This window comes from Anaeromyxobacter oryzae (assembly GCF_023169945.1).
Lineage (GTDB): Bacteria > Myxococcota > Myxococcia > Myxococcales > Anaeromyxobacteraceae > Anaeromyxobacter > Anaeromyxobacter oryzae.
Window position 1 is genome coordinate 3,665,597 of record NZ_AP025591.1, and the last position, 19,707, is coordinate 3,685,303.

General features: G+C 71.8%; 18 protein-coding genes. 7 read left to right on the forward strand and 11 right to left on the reverse strand.

The window, feature by feature from the left end:
- Positions 1–33 precede the first annotated feature (33 nt).
- Positions 34–1,344, forward strand: coding sequence for a porin (locus tag AMOR_RS15985; RefSeq protein ID WP_248352555.1), 1,311 nt, complete (start codon positions 34–36; stop codon positions 1,342–1,344).
- Here the strand turns inward: AMOR_RS15985 and AMOR_RS15990 are convergent.
- The gene (locus tag AMOR_RS15990; RefSeq protein WP_248352556.1) at positions 1,341–2,069 is read right to left on the reverse strand and encodes a TetR/AcrR family transcriptional regulator; all 729 of its coding nucleotides are present in this window, start codon (positions 2,067–2,069) and stop codon (positions 1,341–1,343) included. The two genes, AMOR_RS15985 and AMOR_RS15990, sit on opposite strands and share 4 nt — an antisense overlap.
- 222 nt (positions 2,070–2,291) lie before the next feature.
- Here AMOR_RS15990 and AMOR_RS15995 point away from each other — a divergent pair, with 222 nt between their 5' ends.
- The 3 genes from AMOR_RS15995 to AMOR_RS16005 all read left to right on the forward strand — a co-directional run bounded on the left by AMOR_RS15995 (position 2,292) and on the right by AMOR_RS16005 (position 6,333).
- Entirely contained in the window at positions 2,292–3,119 is an 828-nt protein-coding gene (locus AMOR_RS15995; protein ID WP_248352557.1) for an oxidoreductase, read from the forward strand.
- A 24-nt stretch (positions 3,120–3,143) separates the two neighbouring features.
- On the forward strand, positions 3,144–4,298 hold the full coding sequence (locus AMOR_RS16000; protein ID WP_248362531.1) for an MBL fold metallo-hydrolase: 1,155 nt from the start codon (positions 3,144–3,146) through the stop codon (positions 4,296–4,298).
- Positions 4,299–4,635: 337 nt separating this feature from the next.
- A complete protein-coding gene (locus AMOR_RS16005; protein WP_248352558.1) occupies positions 4,636–6,333 on the forward strand; it encodes a methyl-accepting chemotaxis protein in 1,698 nt (565 codons plus the stop codon).
- Positions 6,334–6,337: 4 nt separating this feature from the next.
- Here the strand turns inward: AMOR_RS16005 and AMOR_RS16010 are convergent, their stop codons facing one another.
- The 5 genes from AMOR_RS16010 to AMOR_RS16030 form a co-directional block, all read right to left on the reverse strand.
- Entirely contained in the window at positions 6,338–7,216 is an 879-nt protein-coding gene (locus AMOR_RS16010) for a DMT family transporter (RefSeq protein ID WP_248352559.1), read from the reverse strand.
- A 57-nt stretch (positions 7,217–7,273) separates the two neighbouring features.
- Positions 7,274–7,819, reverse strand: a complete 546-nt coding sequence (locus AMOR_RS16015; protein WP_248352560.1) for an RNA polymerase sigma factor — start codon at positions 7,817–7,819, stop codon at positions 7,274–7,276.
- An 18-nt stretch (positions 7,820–7,837) separates the two neighbouring features.
- A complete protein-coding gene (locus AMOR_RS16020) occupies positions 7,838–8,344 on the reverse strand; it encodes a peroxiredoxin family protein (protein ID WP_248352561.1) in 507 nt (168 codons plus the stop codon).
- A gap of 176 nt (positions 8,345–8,520) precedes the next feature.
- On the reverse strand, positions 8,521–10,095 hold the full coding sequence (locus AMOR_RS16025; RefSeq protein ID WP_248352562.1) for a DHA2 family efflux MFS transporter permease subunit: 1,575 nt from the start codon (positions 10,093–10,095) through the stop codon (positions 8,521–8,523).
- Positions 10,092–11,342 (reverse strand): HlyD family secretion protein, encoded by a 1,251-nt coding sequence (locus tag AMOR_RS16030; RefSeq protein ID WP_248352563.1) that lies wholly within the window; start codon positions 11,340–11,342, stop codon positions 10,092–10,094. Before AMOR_RS16030 ends, AMOR_RS16025 begins: the two co-directional genes overlap by 4 nt.
- Positions 11,343–11,666: 324 nt before the next feature.
- On the opposite strand from AMOR_RS16030, the gene AMOR_RS16035 reads away from it, so the two are divergent.
- Positions 11,667–13,526, forward strand: coding sequence for a M48 family metallopeptidase (locus AMOR_RS16035; protein ID WP_248352564.1), 1,860 nt, complete (start codon positions 11,667–11,669; stop codon positions 13,524–13,526).
- Between the two features lie 114 nt (positions 13,527–13,640).
- Here AMOR_RS16035 and AMOR_RS16040 read toward each other — a convergent pair whose 3' ends face one another.
- The 4 genes from AMOR_RS16040 to copM form a co-directional block, all read right to left on the reverse strand.
- The gene (locus AMOR_RS16040) at positions 13,641–14,375 is read right to left on the reverse strand and encodes a sensor histidine kinase (protein WP_248352565.1); all 735 of its coding nucleotides are present in this window, start codon (positions 14,373–14,375) and stop codon (positions 13,641–13,643) included.
- 72 nt (positions 14,376–14,447) lie between these two features.
- A complete protein-coding gene (locus AMOR_RS16045; RefSeq protein WP_248352566.1) occupies positions 14,448–15,338 on the reverse strand; it encodes an MASE4 domain-containing protein in 891 nt (296 codons plus the stop codon).
- A gap of 96 nt (positions 15,339–15,434) precedes the next feature.
- Complete coding sequence (locus AMOR_RS16050; protein ID WP_248352567.1) at positions 15,435–16,868, reverse strand: YncE family protein; 1,434 nt, start codon at positions 16,866–16,868, stop codon at positions 15,435–15,437.
- A 1-nt stretch (position 16,869) separates the two neighbouring features.
- A complete protein-coding gene (gene copM / locus AMOR_RS16055) occupies positions 16,870–17,268 on the reverse strand; it encodes a CopM family metallochaperone (RefSeq protein WP_248352568.1) in 399 nt (132 codons plus the stop codon).
- A gap of 476 nt (positions 17,269–17,744) precedes the next feature.
- Between copM and AMOR_RS16060 the strand changes: the two genes are divergently transcribed.
- Both AMOR_RS16060 and AMOR_RS16065 read left to right on the forward strand, forming a co-directional pair.
- Positions 17,745–17,915, forward strand: a complete 171-nt coding sequence (locus AMOR_RS16060) for a response regulator (RefSeq protein ID WP_248352569.1) — start codon at positions 17,745–17,747, stop codon at positions 17,913–17,915.
- Positions 17,912–19,126 (forward strand): sigma-54-dependent transcriptional regulator, encoded by a 1,215-nt coding sequence (locus AMOR_RS16065; protein ID WP_248352570.1) that lies wholly within the window; start codon positions 17,912–17,914, stop codon positions 19,124–19,126. Before AMOR_RS16060 ends, AMOR_RS16065 begins: the two co-directional genes overlap by 4 nt.
- On the opposite strand, the gene AMOR_RS16070 is transcribed toward AMOR_RS16065, so the two are convergent.
- Complete coding sequence (locus AMOR_RS16070) at positions 19,127–19,522, reverse strand: response regulator transcription factor (protein WP_248352571.1); 396 nt, start codon at positions 19,520–19,522, stop codon at positions 19,127–19,129.
- Positions 19,523–19,707: the final 185 nt, after the last annotated feature.

Genomic DNA, 19,707 nt, shown 5'->3' on the forward strand with positions numbered 1-19,707 from the left:
CCCATTTCACGCCGGCGGCAAACAAGGAGCCCCATGATCCGCACCCTCGCAGCGATCACCGCGGCACTCCTGGCCCTCGCGGCGCGAGCCCAGGAAACCCAGCCCGCCCCGCCCCCGCTCGCCCCGCCCGCGAACGCGCCGCCGCCCGCGAGCGCGCCGCCCGCGCCCACCGCCCAGCCGGTCCCGGCGCCGCCGCAGGCCGAGCCGGGGGTGCCGGGCGCGGACGTGAAGCCCAAGGCCTCCACGCCGAACGTGGTGCGCATCGGCAAGAAGGCGACCGTGTCGCTCGGCGGCCGGTTCTGGGGCGGCTACGAGCGCGTCTCCGCCACGGGCGCGACGGCGGGCGCCGCGTCCGACGTCACCCAGCGCAACCGGGTGACGAACTTCGCCTCGTACCTGCGCTTCGCGGCGGACCTCGACCTCGGCGCTGGCTTCAAGGGCTTCGCCCAGCTCGAGACGCAGTTCGCCCTCGACGGCGTCACGGCGCACTCGCCATTCGACAGCGGCCGCAACACCGGCGTCGGCCTCAAATCGCCCCTCGGCCAGCTGATGGTCGGCCGCTGGGACTCGCCCTACAAGCGGAGCACCTCGCGTCTCGACCCGCAGGACATCACCGGGATCGGCAGCTACCAGAACATCCTCGGCCAGATCACGTCGGCGGCCGACACCTCGGACAACTACTTCGACGCGCGGCTCGGGAACGGGGTCCAGTACTGGACGCCCACCTTCTACGGCCTGAGCGCCAAGGTCGGCTACGTCGGGAACGAGAGCCGCACCGCCACGCTCAACCCGCACGTCCTCTCCGCCGCGGCCACGTACGAGGGCCCGATCTACCTGTCCGTGGCCTGGGAGGAGCGCAAGGACTGCATCGGCGTGGACAGCCAGGCCGCCGCTCAGTGCGGCGGGTCGCTCCTGGGTGGGCCGGGAAAGGATCGCGCGCTCCGCGCCGGCGCGGGCTTCTCGCTCGACGTGACGCACACCGAGCTCGGCGTCGTCTTCGAGCGGATCGACGCCAAGAACGACGCCGGCCTCGAGCTCCGCCGCGACGCCTACTTCATCGGTCTCACGCAGGGGCTCGGCGGGGACCAGCACCAGCTCCTCGCGTCGTTCGGTCTCGCGCAAGACGCGAAGGGCAACGCCCTCGCCAGCAACAAGGACACGGGCGCGTACTACTACACGGCCGGCTACCAGTTCTACCCGGCGAAGGACTTCAACCTCTACGCGTTCTACACGACGATCGTGAACGACAGGAACGCCGCCTACCGCTTCGCCTCGAAGGGCTTCTCCGTGAAGAACGGTGCGAACCCGGAGGGCATCAGCGTGGGCGCGCGGTTCCTGTTCTAGATCCTGCGCGCGCTGCGTGCCGGCGGCGCGCGAGGACCGGACCCCCGAGCCGCCACGGGTCGGCTCGGGGGTCCGGTGACTGAGTCACTCGCCCGCAGCCCGGCCAGCAAGACCTCGATGAAGCGCGGGAAGTCGCGCCCCGCGTCCGTACACATGGACGCGAACTCCGGGCGGGAGAGCACCTCGCGCGCGGCGCGCGACGGGTTGGCCGACGGCCAGAGCGCGGCGAGCTGCAGCTCGATCGCCTGCACCGCGAACACCGCGTCGGCGTCGGACAGCCACGGAAGCGACCGGCGCAGCGCTGCAGCCGCCCGGGGGAGCATCGAGATCAGCTCGGTCTTCACCGAGGCGATCGTGTCGGCCGACATGTTGTGCTCGAGGATGGCCGCCACCATGCCGGCGAGCTGGCAGAGGAGAGGACGGGAGAGGTGCTCCTGCGCCACGATGGCGGCGACCGCGGGGAGGTCGAGTCCCGCGCGGAGCCGCGCCTCGAGGGCCCCGACCACCTCGGAGATCTCGGCGGAGTAGAGCCGGAACAGGATCTCCTCGCGGCTCTCGAAGTACCGGTAGATGTTGGGCTTGGAGACGCCGGACCGGCGCCCCAGCTCGTTCAGCCCCATCTCGATGGGACCGACCTCCCGCGCCAGGTCGCGAGCCGCCTGCAGGATGGCGCGGCGGCGGACCTCCTTCTCCTCGGGCTTCCGGGCTCGCTGGAATCGTGGCATCGGCGCGCTCCGCCGCGACGGAGACGCCACGGCGTGACGCAGATCATATGGGACCGATGGTCCCGTGACAAGCGAGGCTCCTCGTCGGCCACGGAGCCGCTGAGGGTTGCTCCTCGCGCCGTCCCGGAGCGGGGCGTCGCTTGACAGAGAACCGATGGTCTCCTAATAAGAGACCATCGGTACTCAATCCGGAATCGCCCCCGGCCCAGGGAGGGATCGACCATGACCCGCAAGGTGGCACTCGTGACTGGCGCATCCTCCGGCATCGGCACCGAGGTGGCGCTCGCGCTCCTCGACCGCGGCTACGGAGCCTACGGAGCGGCACGCCGCGTCGACCGCATGGCGCAGATCGCGGAGCGTGGCGGCGTGGCCCTCCCGCTCGACCTCACCGACGAGCGCTCCATCGAGGCCTGCGTCTCGACGGTCCTGGAGAAGGAGGGACGGCTCGACGTGCTGGTGAACAACGCCGGCTACGGTTCCTACGGCGCCATCGAGGACGTTCCGCTCGCCGAGGCGCGCAGGCAGTTCGAGGTGAACCTCTTCGGGCTGGCGCGCATGACCCAGCTCGTCCTGCCGGCGATGCGGAAGCAGGGCAGAGGCCACGTCTTCAACGTCAGCTCGATCGGCGGGAAGGTCTTCACGCCGATGGGCGGCTGGTATCACGCCACGAAGCACGCCCTCGAGGGTTGGTCGGATGTGCTGCGGATGGAGGTGGAACCCTTCGGCATCCACGTCGTCATCATCGAGCCGGGCGCCATCGCCACCGAGTGGGGCGGCATCGCCCGCGACTCCCTCCTCGCGACCTCGGGCGAGGGCGCGTATCGGGAGCTGGCGCGGGGCGTCGCGAACGGGCTGAAGCCGTCCGGGATCCCCGGCTCGCCGCCGCGCGTGGTGGCCGACACCGTGGTGCGCGCGCTCGCCGCGCGCCGGCCGCGCACCCGCTACGCGGTCGGTGCCGGCGCCCGTCCGATCCTGCTCGCCCGCGCGCTCCTCCCGGACCGGGCCTACGACGGCGTCCTGCGGCGGGTCATGCGCATGCTCCCCTCCTGAGCTGCGATGCGCGGTCGATACTGGATGGGAGGCCTGGTGACACTCACCGTCACGACGTGCGCCGTCGCGGGCAGCTCCGCGTTCGGCGCGAAGCCCGGCGGCGCGCGGCGCTCCCGCATGGAGCGCTCGCTGCAGTGGAGGGACGGGCGGTTCGAGAACCCGCAGCCGCTCCAGAACGACGTGTGGCGCGCGGTGCGCGACCTCGCCGGCGCGAGCGAGCACCGGAGGCCGGGCGGCCCGGTGCCCACCGCGCCGCTGGACGCGAGCAGCTTCCAGAGACCGCCGGCGACCGGGCTGCGCGTCACCTGGCTCGGACACTCCACGCTGCTCGTCGAGCTGGACGGCCGCCGTGTGCTCGTCGACCCGGTCTGGGGCGAGCGGGCTTCTCCGTTCTCCTGGGTGGGGCCACACCGCTTCCACTCCCCGGTCCTGCCGCTCGAGCAGGTTCCGGCCATCGACGCCGTGGTCATCTCGCACGACCACTTCGACCACCTCGACATGCGCACCCTCCAGGCCATGAAGGGCTGGAAGACCACGTTCGTCGTGCCGCTCGGCGTGGGCGCACACCTCGAGCGCTGGGGCGTGCCTGCAGCGAACGTCATCGAGCTCGACTGGTGGGAGCGCACGAGGCTCGGCGATCTCGAGATCGTCGCCACGCCGGCGCGCCACGCCTCGGGCCGCTCGCTGTTCTCGGGGCGGAACGGGACGCTCTGGGCGGGCTTCGCCCTCCTCGCTCCGGCTCATCGCGTCTACTACTCCGGCGATACCGGGCTCTTCCCCGGCCTCGCCGACATCGGCGCGCGCCTCGGCCCATTCGACGTGGCCATGATCGAGGTGGGCGCCTACGGCCGCGCCTGGCCGGACTGGCACCTGGGACCGGAGCAGGCCGTGCTCGCGAGCCAGATGGTGCGGGCGGAGGTGCTTCTGCCGGTTCACTGGGGGCTCTTCAACCTCGCCTACCATGGCTGGACCGAGCCTGCGGAGCGGGTCCTGGTCGCGGCCGAGAAGGCGGGAGTGACGGTGACCGTTCCGAGGCCGGGCCAGAGCATCGAGCCGGCCGCCCTGCCACCGCTCACGCGCTGGTGGCCGGACGTGCCATGGAGAACGGCGGAGGTGGATCCGATCGTTGCCACGCGGATGGGTCCTGTCCGCGTCGGCGTGGACGCGACGACGCCGTGAAGGTCACGGGCGTGGTGGGGAAGCCCCGACCCTCGTGGTCCGGACCCCAAGTAGAGTTCCGGCATGTCCGCAGACGCTCGTGCCGCCGGGCGGCGCGTTGTCCCGCGCTCGCCTGACCAAAGCCATGACCGTGTGATCGTGTGCTCGGGTGCGGGACGACCCCCGGGTGGCGAGCGCAGCGCGGGGGCCGGAGCGGCGCGCCCGCCTCGGAGGCGCCGGCGAGCGCGGAATGCCGGGAGATCTCGCCCGGCTCCTGCGTGGCGCCGCGCGTCGTGGCTCCAGAGAGTGCGGCGGAATGGATCATGCTTCGCGCCGGAGGTCGCCCCAGGAGGCTCCCATGAACGCGCGGACCACCATCGGAAGCAAGCTGCTCCTCTCCTCCGCGACGATGGTGGTCGCGCTGATCGCGATCGGAGCCGTCGCGTACGCGGGGGTCCGGCGCGTCGTCGCGCGGCTCGACGACGTCGCGCAGGTGCAGTTCGCGACGCAGCGAGCGATCTCGCGGACGATCGAGGGCACCGGCCAGGTCGCCCGCGGCATGAACGGCGTGAAGATCCCGGGCGTGAGCAAGGCGCTCCGCGGGATCTTCCTGAATCACATCGCACAGGGCGTCGCCAAGGTGGACGAGGGCCGGGCGGCGTTCGAGGCGCTGCCGCTCGATCCGGCGCTGCGCGACCTGCACGGCCAGATCGCCGAGCCCTGGCGCGCGTGGAAGACGGCGGCGCTGGAGCTGGCGGACGCGCACCGGGAGTGGGATCGGCTGCTCGAGTCCGGGCTCGCCGCCGACGACCCCGCGGTCCGCGCGGCCGCGGAGCACGCCGACGCGGTCGGCCGGCGCGCCGCGACCCTCGTCCAGCCCGTCGAGAACCCGGTGCTCGCGCTCCAGGAGCACGTCGCCCGGCAGGTCGCGAGCGCCCAGTCGGACGCGCGGGCCGACGCCGATCGCACCCTCGCGCTCGTCCTCGCCGTCGCCATCGCGGGCACCGTGCTGGCGGCGCTGGCGGCGGTCCTGCTGCGCGGCTCCATCCTCAAGCCCCTCCACGAGGCGATCGCGCTCGCCGAGAAGGTCGCGCAGGGCGACCTCCGCGAGCGGGTGCAGGTGACGCGGGGTGACGAGGCCGGCAAGCTCCAGGCGGCGATGCGGGACATGGTGGAGCGGCTGAGCCAGGTGATCGGAGACGTGCGCAGCGGCGGAGACTCGCTCCGCGCCGCGGCAGTGCAGGTGGCCGCCACGGCCCAGGCGCTGTCGCAGGGTACGGGCCAGCAGGCGGCGAGCGTGGAGGAGACGACCGCCTCGCTCGAGGAGATGAACGCGTCGATCACCCAGAACGCGGCGAACTCGCAGCAGACCGAGGGCATCGCCGCGCAGGCGGCTCGCACCGCGGAGGAGAGCGGGAACGCCGTGGCACAGTCGGTGGGCGCGATGCGGTCGATCGCCGAGCGGATCTCGATCGTCGAGGAGATCGCCTACCAGACGAACCTGCTCGCCCTGAACGCAGCCATCGAGGCGGCCCGCGCCGGCGAGCACGGGAAGGGTTTCGCGGTGGTCGCGACGGAGGTCCGCAAGCTGGCGGAGCGCGCGCAGCGCTCCGCGAAGGAGATCGGCGAGCTGGCAGGCTCGTCGATGCAGGTGGCGGAGCGGTCGGGGAAGCTCCTCGTCGAGCTGGTGCCGTCGATCCGGAAGACCGCCGATCTCGTGCAGGAGGTATCGGCGGCGTCGCGCGAGCAGTCGACGGGCGTGGCCCAGGTCTCGAAGGCGATGAGCGCCGTCGACGACGTGACGCAGCGGAACGCCGGTGCCGCCGAGGAGCTCAGCTCGACCGCGGAGCAGATGTCCGCGCAGGTGGAGGCCCTGCAGGCGGTGATCGGGTTCTTCCAGGTCGCGGGGTCGGGCGGTGGGGCTGCGCCGCGGCCCTTCGCGGCAGCGCCGCTCCCGGCCGCGGGGAGGCCGGCGGCCGTCGTGAAGGAGCTGCCCGCGGGCACTGGAAGGCGGCGCGCGAACGGCACCGCGGACGGGGAGTTCCGGGCGTTCTGAGGCTTCAGCGCTCGCCCCTGGGCAGGCGCGCCGCCACGATCATTCCGAGGGTGACGACCCCGACGCCGGCAAGGGCGACGGTGCTCGGGTGCTCCGAGAGCAACGGTATCGCGGCGACCGTCGTGACGCAGGGAACCGCCGCGGCGAAGAGCGCGGTCGCCGCGGGCCCCAGCGCGGCCACGGCGCGCGTGTAGACGAAGATCGACACGGCTCCGATCAGCACGCCTTGCACGATGGCCTGCAGCAGCAGCTCCCGCGTGCCCACGACGAGAAGCGCCTTGCCGGGCCACAGCGCGTAGACCGGAAGGAAGGCGCACGAGGAGAGCACCGCGACGATCGCGGCCCCGGTGGCGGGTGGCAGGCCCCGGCGACGCGACAGCACGCCGTAGGCCGACCAGAACAGCGACGCGAGCAGGAGGAAGCCATCGCCCAGGAGCTGCCGCGCGCTGGCGACGGCCAGGCTGTCGTACGCCATGAGCGCGACGCCCATGGCGATGAGGACGATGCCGGCCGTCCGATGACGGGGGCCTCGTCGCCGCGCGGTCGCGCTCAGGATGGCGTACGTGAACAGCGGCAGCGTGCCGTGCAGGAGGACGGCGCCGTGCGCGGCCGGGGCGAGGGCGAAGCCGGCATACGCGAGGAGCGCGAAGCCGAGCCCTCCGAAGAGGGCCAGCGCCGCCGCATCGCGCCAGGCCACGCCTCGCAGGTCGCGTCGAAGCAGCACCGGCAGGAGCACGGTGCCGCCGATCCCGAACCGGAGGGCGGCGAGGTCCGGCAACGTCAGCGAGGACGAGAGCCCGAGGCGGGAAACGAGCGTGAAGCTCGAGAAGAGGAGGACCGACAGCACGGCGCACGAGAGCCCGATGAGTCGATCTCTGGGCATGGCGGCCATCCTGCCCGCGTGTTCCGGAGTCACGAGCGCCGGGCGTTCGAGCATCGGCTACCCGGGATCGGAGGCGCCTTCCGCCCGGCCCCGCTCCATGCAGTCGACGAGGGCGCGCTTGGCCCGGTGGAGCAGCACGCCGATGTGGCCCGCCGTCAGCCCGAGGGCGCGCGCGACCTCGTCCGGGCTCAGCTCATCCAGGACGCGCAACGTGACCACCAGCCGCTGGATCTCGGCGAGCTGACTGACGCACCCGAGCAGGCCGACGTGCTCCTCTGCGGCGGCGAGCAAGGCGTCGACGCTCGGGGCGTCGGCGGGGAGCTCCATCGCGCCATCGAGGGGCTCGTGCGCCCGCGAGCGGTGACGTCGCCGGCGAATGTTGCGAGCGGCGTTGCGCACCAGCACTGCCATGAGCCGCGCCGCGCCCTCGTCGTCCAGCGAGAGCTCGCGCGCTTGCGGCAGCGTGAGCAGCGTCGAGAACGCCTCCTGTACCGCGTCGATCGCATCGATGCGCGTCAGGCCCTCGCGCACCGCCACGGTGGCGAGCGACCGCGCGTGCGTGCGCGCGAGCGTCGAGATCCAGCCCACGAAGTTGGTCGGCATGTCACGAGTCCCCCACGTTCAAGAGTGCGACTTGACGTACTTGACGAAGCCGAGCACGTCCTGCCACACGAGCCGCCCGATCGCGCCCGAGCTGTAGACGGCGAGCAGCACCCTGCCCCTCGGATCGAGCACGAAGCCCGCCGACTGAAGGTGCGGCGCCGTGTGCGTCGGATGAGGGTCGTAGTACACGCCCAGCGTCTCGGCGACCGTGTCGACCGACGCGCCGTAGGCGACCGGGAACTCGAGCCGGTGTTCGGCCACGACGGCCGACGCCTGGTCGCGGCGGTCGGTGGAGAGGCTGATGACGCCGATGCCTTCCTGGGCGAGCTTCACCAGGCCGGCCTGGAAGGCTTCGAGCTGCGCCACGCAGTAAGGGCACCACGCGCCCCGATTGACGAGGACGACGTTGTAGGGCCGGGAGAGGTCGGCGGGCAGGGTGAGACGTCTCCCGTCGGTGAGGGTCAGCTCGAGCGCCGGGAAGGGGTCCCCTGCGTCGAGAAGAGGTGCGTTCGCCTTGCGTGCCATGTGGAGGTCTCCCTGAGGCGCTGCTCGAGGAGAGAGGTCGCGAGCCGCGCCCCGATTACAGGGTGGCCTGTCGAGGGCGAGCGGCGAGCGAGCCGAGGCAGGCGACGCGCCGGTCGCTCCATGGCCTGCATGGAGGTGAACCAGCCTGGCGCGTCGTGCCCCTGGGCCGCGTCCGGTCAGTGCGCCGGCGCCGCGCCCGCGCCCCGCCGGGTCAGGAACACCAGGGGCACCATGGCCGCGGCGAAGCAGGCGAAGACGAAGAGGACGTCGAGGTAGGCGAGCGTCTGCGCCTGCTGCGTGAGCTGCCGGAACACGACGCCGTAGGCCCGCCGGGCGGCCTCCACGGACGTGCTCCCGGCGTGCTGGAGCGCCTGGGTGAGGCCGGCGACCCTCGCCATGAGCGGCTGGCTGCCGGCGTCGAGGTTCGTGGCGAGGCTCGCCTGGTGCACCTGCGCTCGCCGCGCGATGAGCGTGGTGACGAGCGCGATGCCGATGTCGCCGCCCATGTTGCGGGAGAGGTTCACGATGCCGGAGACGGCGTTGTTCTTCGCCGGCGGGACGCCGGCGTAGACGACGGTGTTGATGGGGACGAAGAGGAAGGCGAGCCCCACGATCTGGTAGACGCGCAGCCAGATCGCGGTGGAGAGGTCGATCCCGGGGTAGAGGGTGTGCGCCATGTGGAAGAGCGCCAGCGAGAGCACGGCGAAGCCACCCGCGATGAGCCAGCGGGCGTCGTACCGCGACACGAGGCGGCCCACGATGGGCATGAGCAGCACCAGGACGAACGCGCCCGGCGAGAGCACGGTGCCGGCCTGCTGGGCGCTCCAGCCCATCCAGACCTGGACGTACTGCGGCAGGAGCACGGTGGTGCCGTAGAGGGTGATCCCGAGGACCAGCATCATCAGGTTCGCGACGGCGAAGCTCCTGCTGGCGAAGAGGCGCACGTCGACGACCGGGTGCTCCTGCCGCCACTCCCAGGCGACGAACGACGCCAGCGCGACGGCGGCGAGGACGGAGAACGCGACGATGACGGGGGCCGCGAACCAGTCGAGCTCCTGGCCGCGGTCGAGGACGAACTCCAGCGCCCCCAGGCCGAGCGCGATCAGGCCGAGGCCGACGTAGTCGATCCGGCCGACCGTCCTCCTCGCCTCGAGGAGCCGCGGCGGATCCACCACCACCCGCCTCGAGAGCACGAGCGAGAGGATGCCGACCGGGACGTTGATGAAGAAGACCCATCGCCAGCTGAAGTGGTCGGTGATGTAGCCGCCGAGCGTCGGCCCGATGGCGGGGGCGAGCACCACCGCCATGCCGTAGATGGCGAAGGCCATCCCGCGCTGCCGGGGCGGGAAGGTGTCCGCGAGGATCGCCTGCTCGCTGGGCGCGAGGCCTCCGCCGCCCACGCCCTGCAGGATCCGGAAGATCACCAGCCACCCGAGGCTCGGGGCGAGGCCGCACAGGAGCGAGCTCAGCGTGAAGAAGGCCACGCAGCTCATGTAGAAGCGCTTGCGCCCGATCCGGGTGGCGAGCCAGCCGCTGATGGGCAGCACGATGGCGTTCGAGACGAGGTAGGAGGTGAGGACCCAGGTGCTCTCGTCCTGGCTGACCGACAGGCTCCCGGCGATGTGCGGCAGCGAGACGTTGGCGATGGCGGTGTCGAGCACCTCCATGAACGTCGCCATCGACACCGTGAACACCACCACCCAGGGGTTGTGGCCGCCCGTGAAGCCGACCTCCTCCGGCGGGCTCGTCATCGCACCCTCACCTCGGGCTCGACCGACATGCCCGGCCGCAGCCGCTCGAGGCCGGGCTGGCCCGCCCGGAGACGGATCCGCACCGGCACGCGCTGCACCACCTTCACGTAGTTCCCGCTCGCGTTCTCGGGGGGGAGGAGGCTGTAGCGCGAGCCGGTCGCTCCGGCGAAGCTCTCGACCTCGCCCTCGAAGTCACGCGAGAGCGCGTCGACCCGCAGGCTCGCCGGCTGGCCGATCCGCATGCTCTCGATCTGCGTCTCCCGGAAGTTCGCGGTGACCCAGAGCTCGGCGGTCTGCGTTAGGGCCATGAGCTGCTGGCCCGGCTGCACGCGGTCGCCGACGTTCACCGACTTCTTGCCGATGATGCCGTCGGCCGGCGCGACGATCCTCGCGTAGCTCAGGTTCAGCCGCGCCTCCTCGAGGCGCGCCCGCGCCAGCTCCAGATTCGCGCGCCGGACCTCCACGGTCGCCTCGCGCGCCCCCACCGTGCGCGGCGCGTTCTGCCGGACCTCGCGCTGGTGTGCGAGCGCGGCGTCGAGCTTCGCCCTCCTCCCCGCGAGCCGCTTGCGCGCGGCGACGACGGTGGCCCGGGACACCTCCGCGGCCGCGGAGCGCTGATCGAGCTCCGATCGGGCGATGCTGTCCCCCGACACGAGCACCTTCGCGCGGCGGAGCTCGACCTGCGCCAGCCGGTCGTTCGCCACTGCCTGGTCCACGTCCGCTGCCGCCCCGTCGAGCTCGGTGCGCGCCGCCTGCACGTCCGCGTCGGCGCTCTCGACCGCCGCGAGGTTGCTCGTCAGGGCGATCGGAACGTTCGGGTTCTCCGCCGAGACCTGCGCCTCGGCCTGCGCGACGGCGGCCCGGGCCTCCGCGAGCGCCACCTCGAGATCCGTCGCGTCGAGCTCGACGAGCACGTCGCCGGCCTTCACCCGCTGGTTGTCGACGACGCGGACGGCCTTGACGGTGCCGGACACCCGCGGGCTCACCGCGCTGATGTTCCCGTCCACCTGCGCGTCGTCGGTGTCCTCGTAGTGGCGGGCGTGCAGCCACCACCCCATCGCGCCGAGCGCGACCACGAGGGCGCCTGCGCCGAGGCGCAGGCGCAAGCGGCGCTTGCGGCCGTCGCCGGGCCGATCGGCGGCGGCAGGTCCTGTCCCCGCCGCCACGCGCTCCTGTTCCAGGAGGCCCTCGCTGACCGGCGGCTCGCTCGCAGGGACGGGGTGGATGGAGGCTCTCTCGGGATCCATCCCGCGCTGCGATTTCAAGGAGCGTGCCCGCTGGATCCGGCCGCTGCACGGGCTGCGCGCGCAGCGTCGCTGCGCAGGAGCTGAGCACGCTGCGCGATCCTGGCGATCCTTCCTGCTCGCGCAGGCAGGCAAGCTCTCTCGCCCCGCAAATGGGTTTTCAGGTCTCTCTGGAGGTGGTCTGAACCGATTCGTGAGCGCGCACGTCGCGACTGCGGAGGGGATCAGGCGGTCGGGATCCGAAGCCTGTCGGACTCCGCCGCCCATGGACCACGCTTGCCGCCGGTCATTCGCCCGCCGTGCGCCGGTTGCTAGCATCGGCCGGCCATGACCCCCGCACGCTTCGAGGAGATCGCGGCGCGGTTCGAGCGATTCTCCCGCGCCCGTCCCCGCCTCTATCGCTGGACCCTCGGCCTCCTCGGCGCGGCCGGCCTCGGCTTCGTCGCGTTCTGGCTGCTGCTCGCCGGCGGGCTCCTCGCCCTCCTCGTCGTCGGCATGGCTGCGCGGCCCAACGCGGCGCTCCTCAAGCTCGGGATCCCGCTCGCGATCCTCGCCTGGTCGCTCCTCAAGGCGACGTGGGTTAGGTTCGAGCGGCCCGAGGGGATCGCGCTCTCGCGCGAGGACGCGCCGGCGGCTTGGGCCGAGCTGGACCGGCTGCGGCGGCTTGGGAATCTGCCGCGCATCCACCGGTTGCTCGTCGATGATCGGCTCAACGCCGCGATGGCCCAGACGCCGCGGCTGGGGATCCTGGGCTGGCCCCACAACGACGTCCTCGTCGGAATGCCTCTCCTCCTCGCGCTCGGGCCGGACACCTTCCGCGCCGTGCTGGCTCACGAGCTGGGCCACCTCTCGGGGCGGCACGGCCGGATGGGCGCCCGCGTCCACCGCGTGCGCGCCACGCTGCGGCAGGCCGTCGAGGCGCTCGCGGCGCGGAACAGCCGGCTCACCGGTGTCTTCCGCGCCTTCCTCGACTGGTACGGACCGTGGTTCCAGGCGGCGAGCTTCGCGCTGGCGCGCCAGCAGGAGCGGGAGGCCGACCGGTTCAGTGCGGCGGCGACCGATGCGCGCACCGCGGCCGACGCGCTGGTGGCGAGCGCGCTCGCGGGTTGGGCCCTCGAGGAGCGCTACGACCCGGCTCTCCGGCGGCGGCCGGCGTTCGAGCCCGCGGCGCCCGAGGGACACCTCGCATGGATGGAGGAGACGCTGCGCGCCGCGGGTACCGACGAAGAGGCGCCGCAGGCGCTGGCGCGCGCGCTCAAGGCCCGCGCGACCGCGGGCGACACGCACCCCTCGCTCGCCGAGCGGCTCGAGGCGCTGGGCCAGGAGCCGCGCGTCCCGCCGGCGCCGCGTCGGAGCGCCGCGTCCGCCTTCCTCGGTCCCTGCCAGCGCCGCGTCCAGACCGAGCTCGAGTCCCGCTGGCGGGCCAGCGTGGCGGAGGCCTGGGAGCGCGCGCACCAGGACGGGAAGAGGGACGCGGGCCGGCTCGCCGAGCTGGACGCGAGGGCCGGGGCAGCGCCGCTGGACGTGGACGAGGCGTGCGAGCGCGTCGCCCTGGTCGAGCGGATGCACGGCTCGGCCGAGGCGCTGCCGCTCGCGCTCGAGTCGGCGGCGCGGCACCCGGACCACGCCCTCGCCCGGTTCCAGCTGGGACGGCTGCTCCTGCGCCGGCAGGACGCCGCCGGCCTCCCGCACCTCGACCGCGCGATGGCCCTCGACGAGGGGGCGACGCTCCCCGCGGCTCAGCTCATCGCCGGCTACCACCTCGCCGAGGGCCGGACCGCCGACGCGGCCCCGTGGATCGAGCGGGTGCGGTCCATCGAGGCGGCCGAGGCGGTCGCCGAGGCGGAGCGCGCGCAGGTGCGGGCCGGCGACCTGGTGGAGCCGCACGGGCTGGGGCGAGAGGACGTCGAGAAGTTCGCTGCGGCGCTGCGCGGTCACCCGCGCGTGAAGAAGGCGTGGCTCGCCCGGAAGAAGCTCGTCCACTTCCCGGAGCGGGCGCGCGTCTACGTCGTGGGCGTCACCCGCAGGGGCGCGTGGTACCGGCTCGAGAGCAGCGGCGCGCAGGCGAAGCTCGCGCAGGAGCTGGCCGACGTCCTCGGCCTCGCGCGCGTCTTCGTGATGGTCGACGGCGCGGGCGCGCGACCGATGATCAAGAAGCTCCGGAAGGTGGGCGAGAGGATCGTCTAGTTGATCGCCGTCGACGGTCAGCGGAGGTTTGGCGCTCTGTGCAGGCTTGAGCTGAGTGGTTGACGATCAGTGCAGGTGGCGCGCGGTCGGGGGAGACGCCGTGAGGGGCGCCAGCTAGGTCGGCCAGGCACTGGAGCCAGTCACGCCAACTGTACGATTCGCGTCCCTCGGCAACCCTCCGGCGCTCGCGGGCAAGGTGAAGCGGAACACCGCGCCGCGAGGTTCGTTGGCCGATGCCCAGAGCCGGCCTTCGTGGCCCTCGATGATCGAGCGACAGATCGCGAGGCCCATTCCCATGCCGTGCGGCTTCGTCGTGAACAGGGGGTCGAAGACCCGCTCGTACTCGGTCGGCTCGAGTCCCTTCCCATTGTCTGCGACCGCGACGGTCACGCCGGAGGCATCGACGCTGGAGCCGAGACACAGGGACCGCGCTCCACGCCTCGTGGCCATGGACTCGATCGCGTTCGTCACCAGGTTGACGAGCACCTGCTGGAGCTGGACGTGGTCGCCTCTCACCGGCGGCAGAGCTTCGCTCAGCTCCGTGCGAACGGTCACGCCGTGGCTCTGAAGCTCGCCCCGCAGGAGCGCGAGGGCTTCCCAGATGACGTCGTTCAGGTTGAGGAGCGCCTTGTCGGCGGACTCCTTCTGGAACATCGCCCGGATGCTGTCGATCAGCTCTCGTGCGCGGTGCCCATCCGCGACGATCCGCTCGAGGGCCTCCGTGGCCTCCTGCAGCTCGGGCGCCGGTCGCGATATCCAGCGGAGACCGGCCGCGGCGTTCGTCACCATGGCCGACAACGGCTGCTTGAGCTCGTGCGCAATCGAAGCAGAGACTGCATCACCGGTCATGAGCCGTGCTTCGCGCTCGCGTCGCTGCGCCAGGACGGCCCGGAGCAGCTGCGCGTACAGGGCCGTGATCTCTTACAGGAGCACGAAGAGGACGAGGCTTCCGGACAGCACCCCGAAGATCCGGCCGCTGTACCAGCCGATGCTGAAGCGTGCCGGAACGGGGAACGAGATCAACGTGACCTCGATGATGACCGCGCACATCACGACCATGAGGCACAGGTCGAGCACCGAGCGCCTTCGCACCCACAGCACGACGAGCGCGACGACGCTCGAGAGCGCGACGGACGCCGCCCCATAGTTCCAGCGAAAGTCGAGACGGATCGTATCCGCCATGATCCGCGGCAGGAAACGGTCGCCTGCGGTCACCAGGGTCGTCGCGAGCCCCACGAGGAAGATGGTCATGGCGACGCTCGCGAGGATCGCCGAACGCGGGGACGTCCGTCGTAGCCGCGCCACCGCGTGGTCGTCCTTCAGCAGGGCGTAGGCGATGACGAACGTCGCGAAGCCGCCATGCCACAACAGGTAAACCCAGGCCGTGGACTGGAGTCCGGCGCCGAGCAGGCCGCGCGGAGCGAATACGCCCGGAAACGTCAACGTCCACGGAACCAGCATCAGGGCCGTGAAGAGGTATCCCGACGCGATGGCGAGGAGCGAGCGCGAACGCAGGATCGAATACTGCGCGAAGAGCAGGATCGCCGTGATCGCATCGTTGACGAACATCGCAGCCGCGTACATCGGGATGAAGGCATCCACGCGCGACAGCTTCATCGTCGAGAGGGGGCCGGCCACCACGAGAAACGCGAGGACGAGGACGAACACCATCACGAGCGCCGCGCGCTTGTTTGCGCGGCTCGCCGGAAGGCGCGAGAGGATGAACTCCTGGCGCGCGGGTGCGGCGCTCGCAGGAGGTTCCGACGAGATTAGGTCCATGGCGGCGCCCCCTTCAGGCCCGGCCGTCTCCACCGGGACACCTAACGAAGACGCCGCGTCGGCACGAGTCGGTCGAGTGAGCGGATCGAAGTCGAGGCGGCGCAGCGAGACGGAGCCGAGGCGCTCCGATCACCGCTGACGCTGCACGACGGCACCGACGTTCTCGGGCGTTCCGCTGGCGATGACGAGATGGCGCCTCGGCGTGGGGCCGTCCCCCTGGGCGATCTGGCGAATCGGCCCGACGGCGTTGACGATCGCGGCTCCCGCGGGGTTTGTCGTGAACGCCGCGAGCGTCTCCAGCGGCCCGCCGCCCGCCGCGTCCGACGAGAGCGCCAGGACGTAGGGCTTCTTCGGCTCCAGGTCGGTCACGGCCGCCTGCAGCACTTGCGTGAGACCCTGGTCGAAGAGCGAGACGCTGGTCGCCTGCTTCCCGCCTGGCGGTCCGAGCACGAGGTGCGCGGCACGTCCCGCCGTGCCCAGCGACTGAAGGTTGGCGGTTCCTTCACCCTGCGGAACGGCGTTCGGGACATAGACGAGGGCCTGCGCCGCCTGGCCGATGGGGATGGTCGCGACGACCTTGTTCTCGAGCGTGTCGATCGCCGTCACGGTGTCGCCGTTCTCGATACCGACGTAGAGGCGCGTGCCGTCGCCGGACGGCCACAGGCCGTGGGGCAGATCGCCCACTGGGATCCGAGCCACACGCTCGAAGGTGTCGGTGCGGAAGACGACGACCGTGTTGAGCCCGCCCACGGTGACGTAGGCGAACCGGCCCCGGGCATTCCGAACGATGTTGACGTGGTTCGTGATCGGGCCCGTGTCGAGCACCTTCAGCACCTCGAACGGCGGCCGCCCCGAGAACACCATCGTCTTGCCGACGTCCTTCAGCGTCAGCCACACCTGATCTCCCTCGGGCGTGGCCGCGATGTTGGGGCAGAAGGGCGACTCCTGCTTCACCTTGCCGACGATCTCGTGATCGCGCACGGACACGACGGCCGTCTCGGGCGTGAAGCTCGAGCAGACGTAGCCGTACCTGCCGTCCGGCGAGAAGATGGTCATGCCCGGTCCATTGGCGAGCTGGATGCGCCGCTTCTCGGCGTACGTGCTGCCGTCGAGCACGGCGACGTAGTCCTCGCCGCGGACCGTCACCCAGACCTCCTTGCCGTCCGGGGTGAAGAAGGCCTCGTGGGGGGAGCGGCCGACGTACGTGACGTGCTTCACCGCGTTCGTGGCGGTATCGATGAAGCTCACGGAGTTGGACGCGATCGAGACCACGGCGATCGTCCGGTGATCCGGCGCGAACCCCAGGCCATGCACGAGCACCTGGCCGCGGTAGAGGGGCGAGAGGTTCCCGGGCTGGGAGTCGCCCAGCCGGATCACGCCGAGGAGCTTGTTGGACGCCGGATCGATCACCGAGACGGTGTTGGAGAACTGCTCCGCCGCGTAGACGCGATCGCGGGAGCTGACCGGCACGTCGGTGGCCGACGCGGCGCCGGGCACCTGACCGGCCCATGCAGGACCGGCCAGGGCGACGAGCGCGAAGAACGACGCAAGCATGCGGGGCATGTCACGGCTCCTTGCTGGTCTCGCCGGCGGGGGCGATCTGGGTCGGGGAGGGGCTCCCCGCGGAGACGGCGTCGCCGAGCGCGAGGTGCATGACGGCGATCTCCTGCTGCTGCTCGACGATGATCTCCTGGGCGAGGCGCCTCAGGCGCTCGTCCTTGCCATGGCGCAGCTCGGCGATCGCCATGTCGATGGCGCCCTGATGATGCGGGATCATCATGCGGGCGAAGTCACGGTCGGCATCGCCGCTGAACGGGAGGTCCATCCCCGAGTGCATACGGGCCATGGCGGCTTCCATGGCCGCCTGGAAGCCGTCGCATCCGGAGCGGGCGTGGCCATCGTGGGGCGCGGCGGCGTTCGGTGCAAACGCGAGCGCCGCCGCCGCGGCAACGAGCGCCAGCACGCGCGGCGACGCGTACGAGAGAGCCGCGCGCCAGCGGACGAGAGACGGGGTCTTCACGACGCACTCCTCACCGTGGGCATCATCGGGCCGCGCGATGCGGCGCGTATGCCCACGCCGGTGGAGGTCAGTAGCAATTACGGCACCAGGGGCCGGAGGTAACGGCAGGAGTGGAGAACCCCGCGAGCGACTCGACGCGTCGTCCCGATCGGCTGATCGCTTCCGATCGAGTCCGATCATCGTCACCGGCGCGCGCGGGGTCGGTCGGGACGGCGAGCCAGGGCCGGTCGCACACTCGCGCGGAGAAGGCGGGGCCGAGGGACCAGCCGTCCGGCGCGCCTGACGGGTCCTGAGCCTAGATGTGATGGACCTCCTCGCACCGCGCGTCGATATCGACGGCGATGGCCTGGTGACCAGGTCCCCCGATCTCGCGCGCAACGCCGATCCGGGCCCTGCGACCGGGCGCACGGAGGTGCCGCATGACCGAGCTCCACGCGCCTGTCTACGTCGTGGACGACGACGCCTCGATGCGGGAGTCGCTGGCGTCCTTGATCGCGTCGGCGGGCCTGCGGGTCGAGACGTTCGCGTCCGCGAGCGAGTTCCTCGCCAGGTCGCGGACCGAGCTGCCGGCTGTCTCATCCTCGACGTGAGGCTGCCGGGGCTGAGTGGCCTCGACCTGCAGCAGGAGCTCGCGAAGGCGAACGTCCCGATCCCGATCATTTTCTTGACGGGATACGGGGACGTCCCGATGTCCGTGCGGGCGATGAAGTCCGGCGCCCTCGACTTCTTCACGAAGCCCTTCGACGAGGAGGCGCTGCTCGCCGCGGTCCGGCAAGCGGTGGCGCGGCACGTGACGTCGCCGCAGAGGCGGACCGGCGCGCTCGCGGGGCCCGAGCTCGTCGGCTCGAGCCCGGCGATCAAGGCCTTGCTGAACCGCATCGCGCTCGTGGCGCCCACGGACTCCAGCGTGCTCATCCTCGGCGAGACGGGCACGGGAAAGGAGCTGGTCGCGCGAGCGATCCACTCACGGTCGCGACGCTCGACCCGTCCGCTCGTGAGCGTCAACTGCGGCGCCATCCAGCCGTCGCTGATCGCCTCGGAGCTGTTCGGGCACGAGAAGGGCTCGTTCACCGGAGCCGTGCAGCAGCGCGTCGGACGGTTCGAGCTCGCGGACGGCGGGACGATCTTCTTGGACGAGATCGGCGAGCTGCCGCTCGAGACGCAGATCGCCCTCCTGCGCGTGCTGCAGGAGCGGGAGCTCGAGCGCGTGGGCGGCAACAAGACCATCCGGGTGGACGTGCGCGTCATCGCCGCGACCAATCGCGACCTCGGCGCCGCCATGTCCGCCGGGAAGTTCCGCGCCGACCTGTACTACCGGCTGAACGTGTTCCCCCTTCACGTCCCGCCGCTGCGCGAGCGCAGGGAGGACATTCCCCTCCTGGTGGAGCATCTCCTCCGGCGCCACGCGGGGGCACCGGGGACGGAGCTCCGGACGGTCGACGAGAGCACGATGCGCATCCTCCAGGAGTACGCGTGGCCGGGCAACGTCCGGGAGCTGCAGAACGTGATCGAGCGATGGGCGATCATCCGCGCCAGCGAGGACATCTCGATGGACGAGAGCTGGCTGCCGCGCGAGCCGAGCGCGACCGGTGACGCCGGAGCGGCGCCGATCCCCGGCCCCGACGAGCCGCTGAACCTGACCGAGCACGTCGAGGCGGTGGAGCGTCAGCTCATCCGCCGGACGCTGATCGCCGTGGGCGGCAACCAGTCCGAGGCCGCGCGACGCCTCGGCATGAGCCGCGGGGCGCTCCTGGGGCGGCTCAGGAAGTATGGACCGCTCAGCGGTGAGGAGCCGCGCTGATCACGCGGGGGCGGCCGTGCCCATGGCCCTCGCGATAGCGTCCAGCAGCGCGTCGTCGCTGAACGGCTTGCGGAGGCAATCCACTGCACCGCGCTCCAGCGCGCGCCTCCGCGTGTGCTCGTCGCCGTGGGCGGTCACGAAGACGATCGGGACCAGGGCCCCCGAGGCGAACAGGCGCTCCTGGAGCTCGAACCCGCTCATCCCAGGCATGCGGATGTCCAGCACGAGGCAGTCCGCGCCGGACAACCGGCCGGAGCTCAACGCGTCCTCCGCCGAGGCGAACGTCTCGGCGTGGAACCCTGCCGATCGCAGCAGGCCCTTCACCGCTTCGCGCAGCGATGGGTCGTCGTCCACGATTGCGATCCGCGATGGGCTGGCCACGACGCGTTTCTCCATGCTCTGAGCGCATGCTGCATCGTCCGGTCGCCGATGGCACGCGATCGTGCGCCCGGCAATCATACGTTCGTCCGCGGTCGCCTGACGGCTCGCGTCCCGTTCGGGAAGCGCGCCTCGGCGTGCGACCGGCGCCGCGTTCGCCTGGACGCTCCCCCACCCTCGCGTGAGCGGGAGCGTGCGAAACG

Excerpts from the sequence above, each read along its gene's own strand:
- AMOR_RS16010 (WP_248352559.1), bottom strand. The coding sequence starts at position 7,216 with ATGCCCAGAGATCGACTCATCGGGCTCTCGTGCGCCGTGCTGTCGGTC.
- AMOR_RS16040 (WP_248352565.1), bottom strand. The coding sequence starts at position 14,375 with ATGACCGGTGATGCAGTCTCTGCTTCGATTGCGCACGAGCTCAAGCAG.
- AMOR_RS16025 (WP_248352562.1), bottom strand. The coding sequence starts at position 10,095 with ATGACGAGCCCGCCGGAGGAGGTCGGCTTCACGGGCGGCCACAACCCC.
- AMOR_RS16070 (WP_248352571.1), bottom strand. The coding sequence starts at position 19,522 with ATGGAGAAACGCGTCGTGGCCAGCCCATCGCGGATCGCAATCGTGGAC.
- AMOR_RS16020 (WP_248352561.1), bottom strand. The coding sequence starts at position 8,344 with ATGGCACGCAAGGCGAACGCACCTCTTCTCGACGCAGGGGACCCCTTC.
- AMOR_RS16060 (WP_248352569.1), top strand. The coding sequence starts at position 17,745 with ATGACCGAGCTCCACGCGCCTGTCTACGTCGTGGACGACGACGCCTCG.
- AMOR_RS16015 (WP_248352560.1), bottom strand. The coding sequence starts at position 7,819 with ATGCCGACCAACTTCGTGGGCTGGATCTCGACGCTCGCGCGCACGCAC.
- AMOR_RS15990 (WP_248352556.1), bottom strand. The coding sequence starts at position 2,069 with ATGCCACGATTCCAGCGAGCCCGGAAGCCCGAGGAGAAGGAGGTCCGC.
- AMOR_RS16030 (WP_248352563.1), bottom strand. The coding sequence starts at position 11,342 with ATGGATCCCGAGAGAGCCTCCATCCACCCCGTCCCTGCGAGCGAGCCG.
- AMOR_RS16005 (WP_248352558.1), top strand. The coding sequence starts at position 4,636 with ATGAACGCGCGGACCACCATCGGAAGCAAGCTGCTCCTCTCCTCCGCG.
- AMOR_RS16050 (WP_248352567.1), bottom strand. The coding sequence starts at position 16,868 with ATGCCCCGCATGCTTGCGTCGTTCTTCGCGCTCGTCGCCCTGGCCGGT.
- AMOR_RS16035 (WP_248352564.1), top strand. The coding sequence starts at position 11,667 with ATGACCCCCGCACGCTTCGAGGAGATCGCGGCGCGGTTCGAGCGATTC.
- AMOR_RS15995 (WP_248352557.1), top strand. The coding sequence starts at position 2,292 with ATGACCCGCAAGGTGGCACTCGTGACTGGCGCATCCTCCGGCATCGGC.
- AMOR_RS15985 (WP_248352555.1), top strand. The coding sequence starts at position 34 with ATGATCCGCACCCTCGCAGCGATCACCGCGGCACTCCTGGCCCTCGCG.
- AMOR_RS16000 (WP_248362531.1), top strand. The coding sequence starts at position 3,144 with ATGGGAGGCCTGGTGACACTCACCGTCACGACGTGCGCCGTCGCGGGC.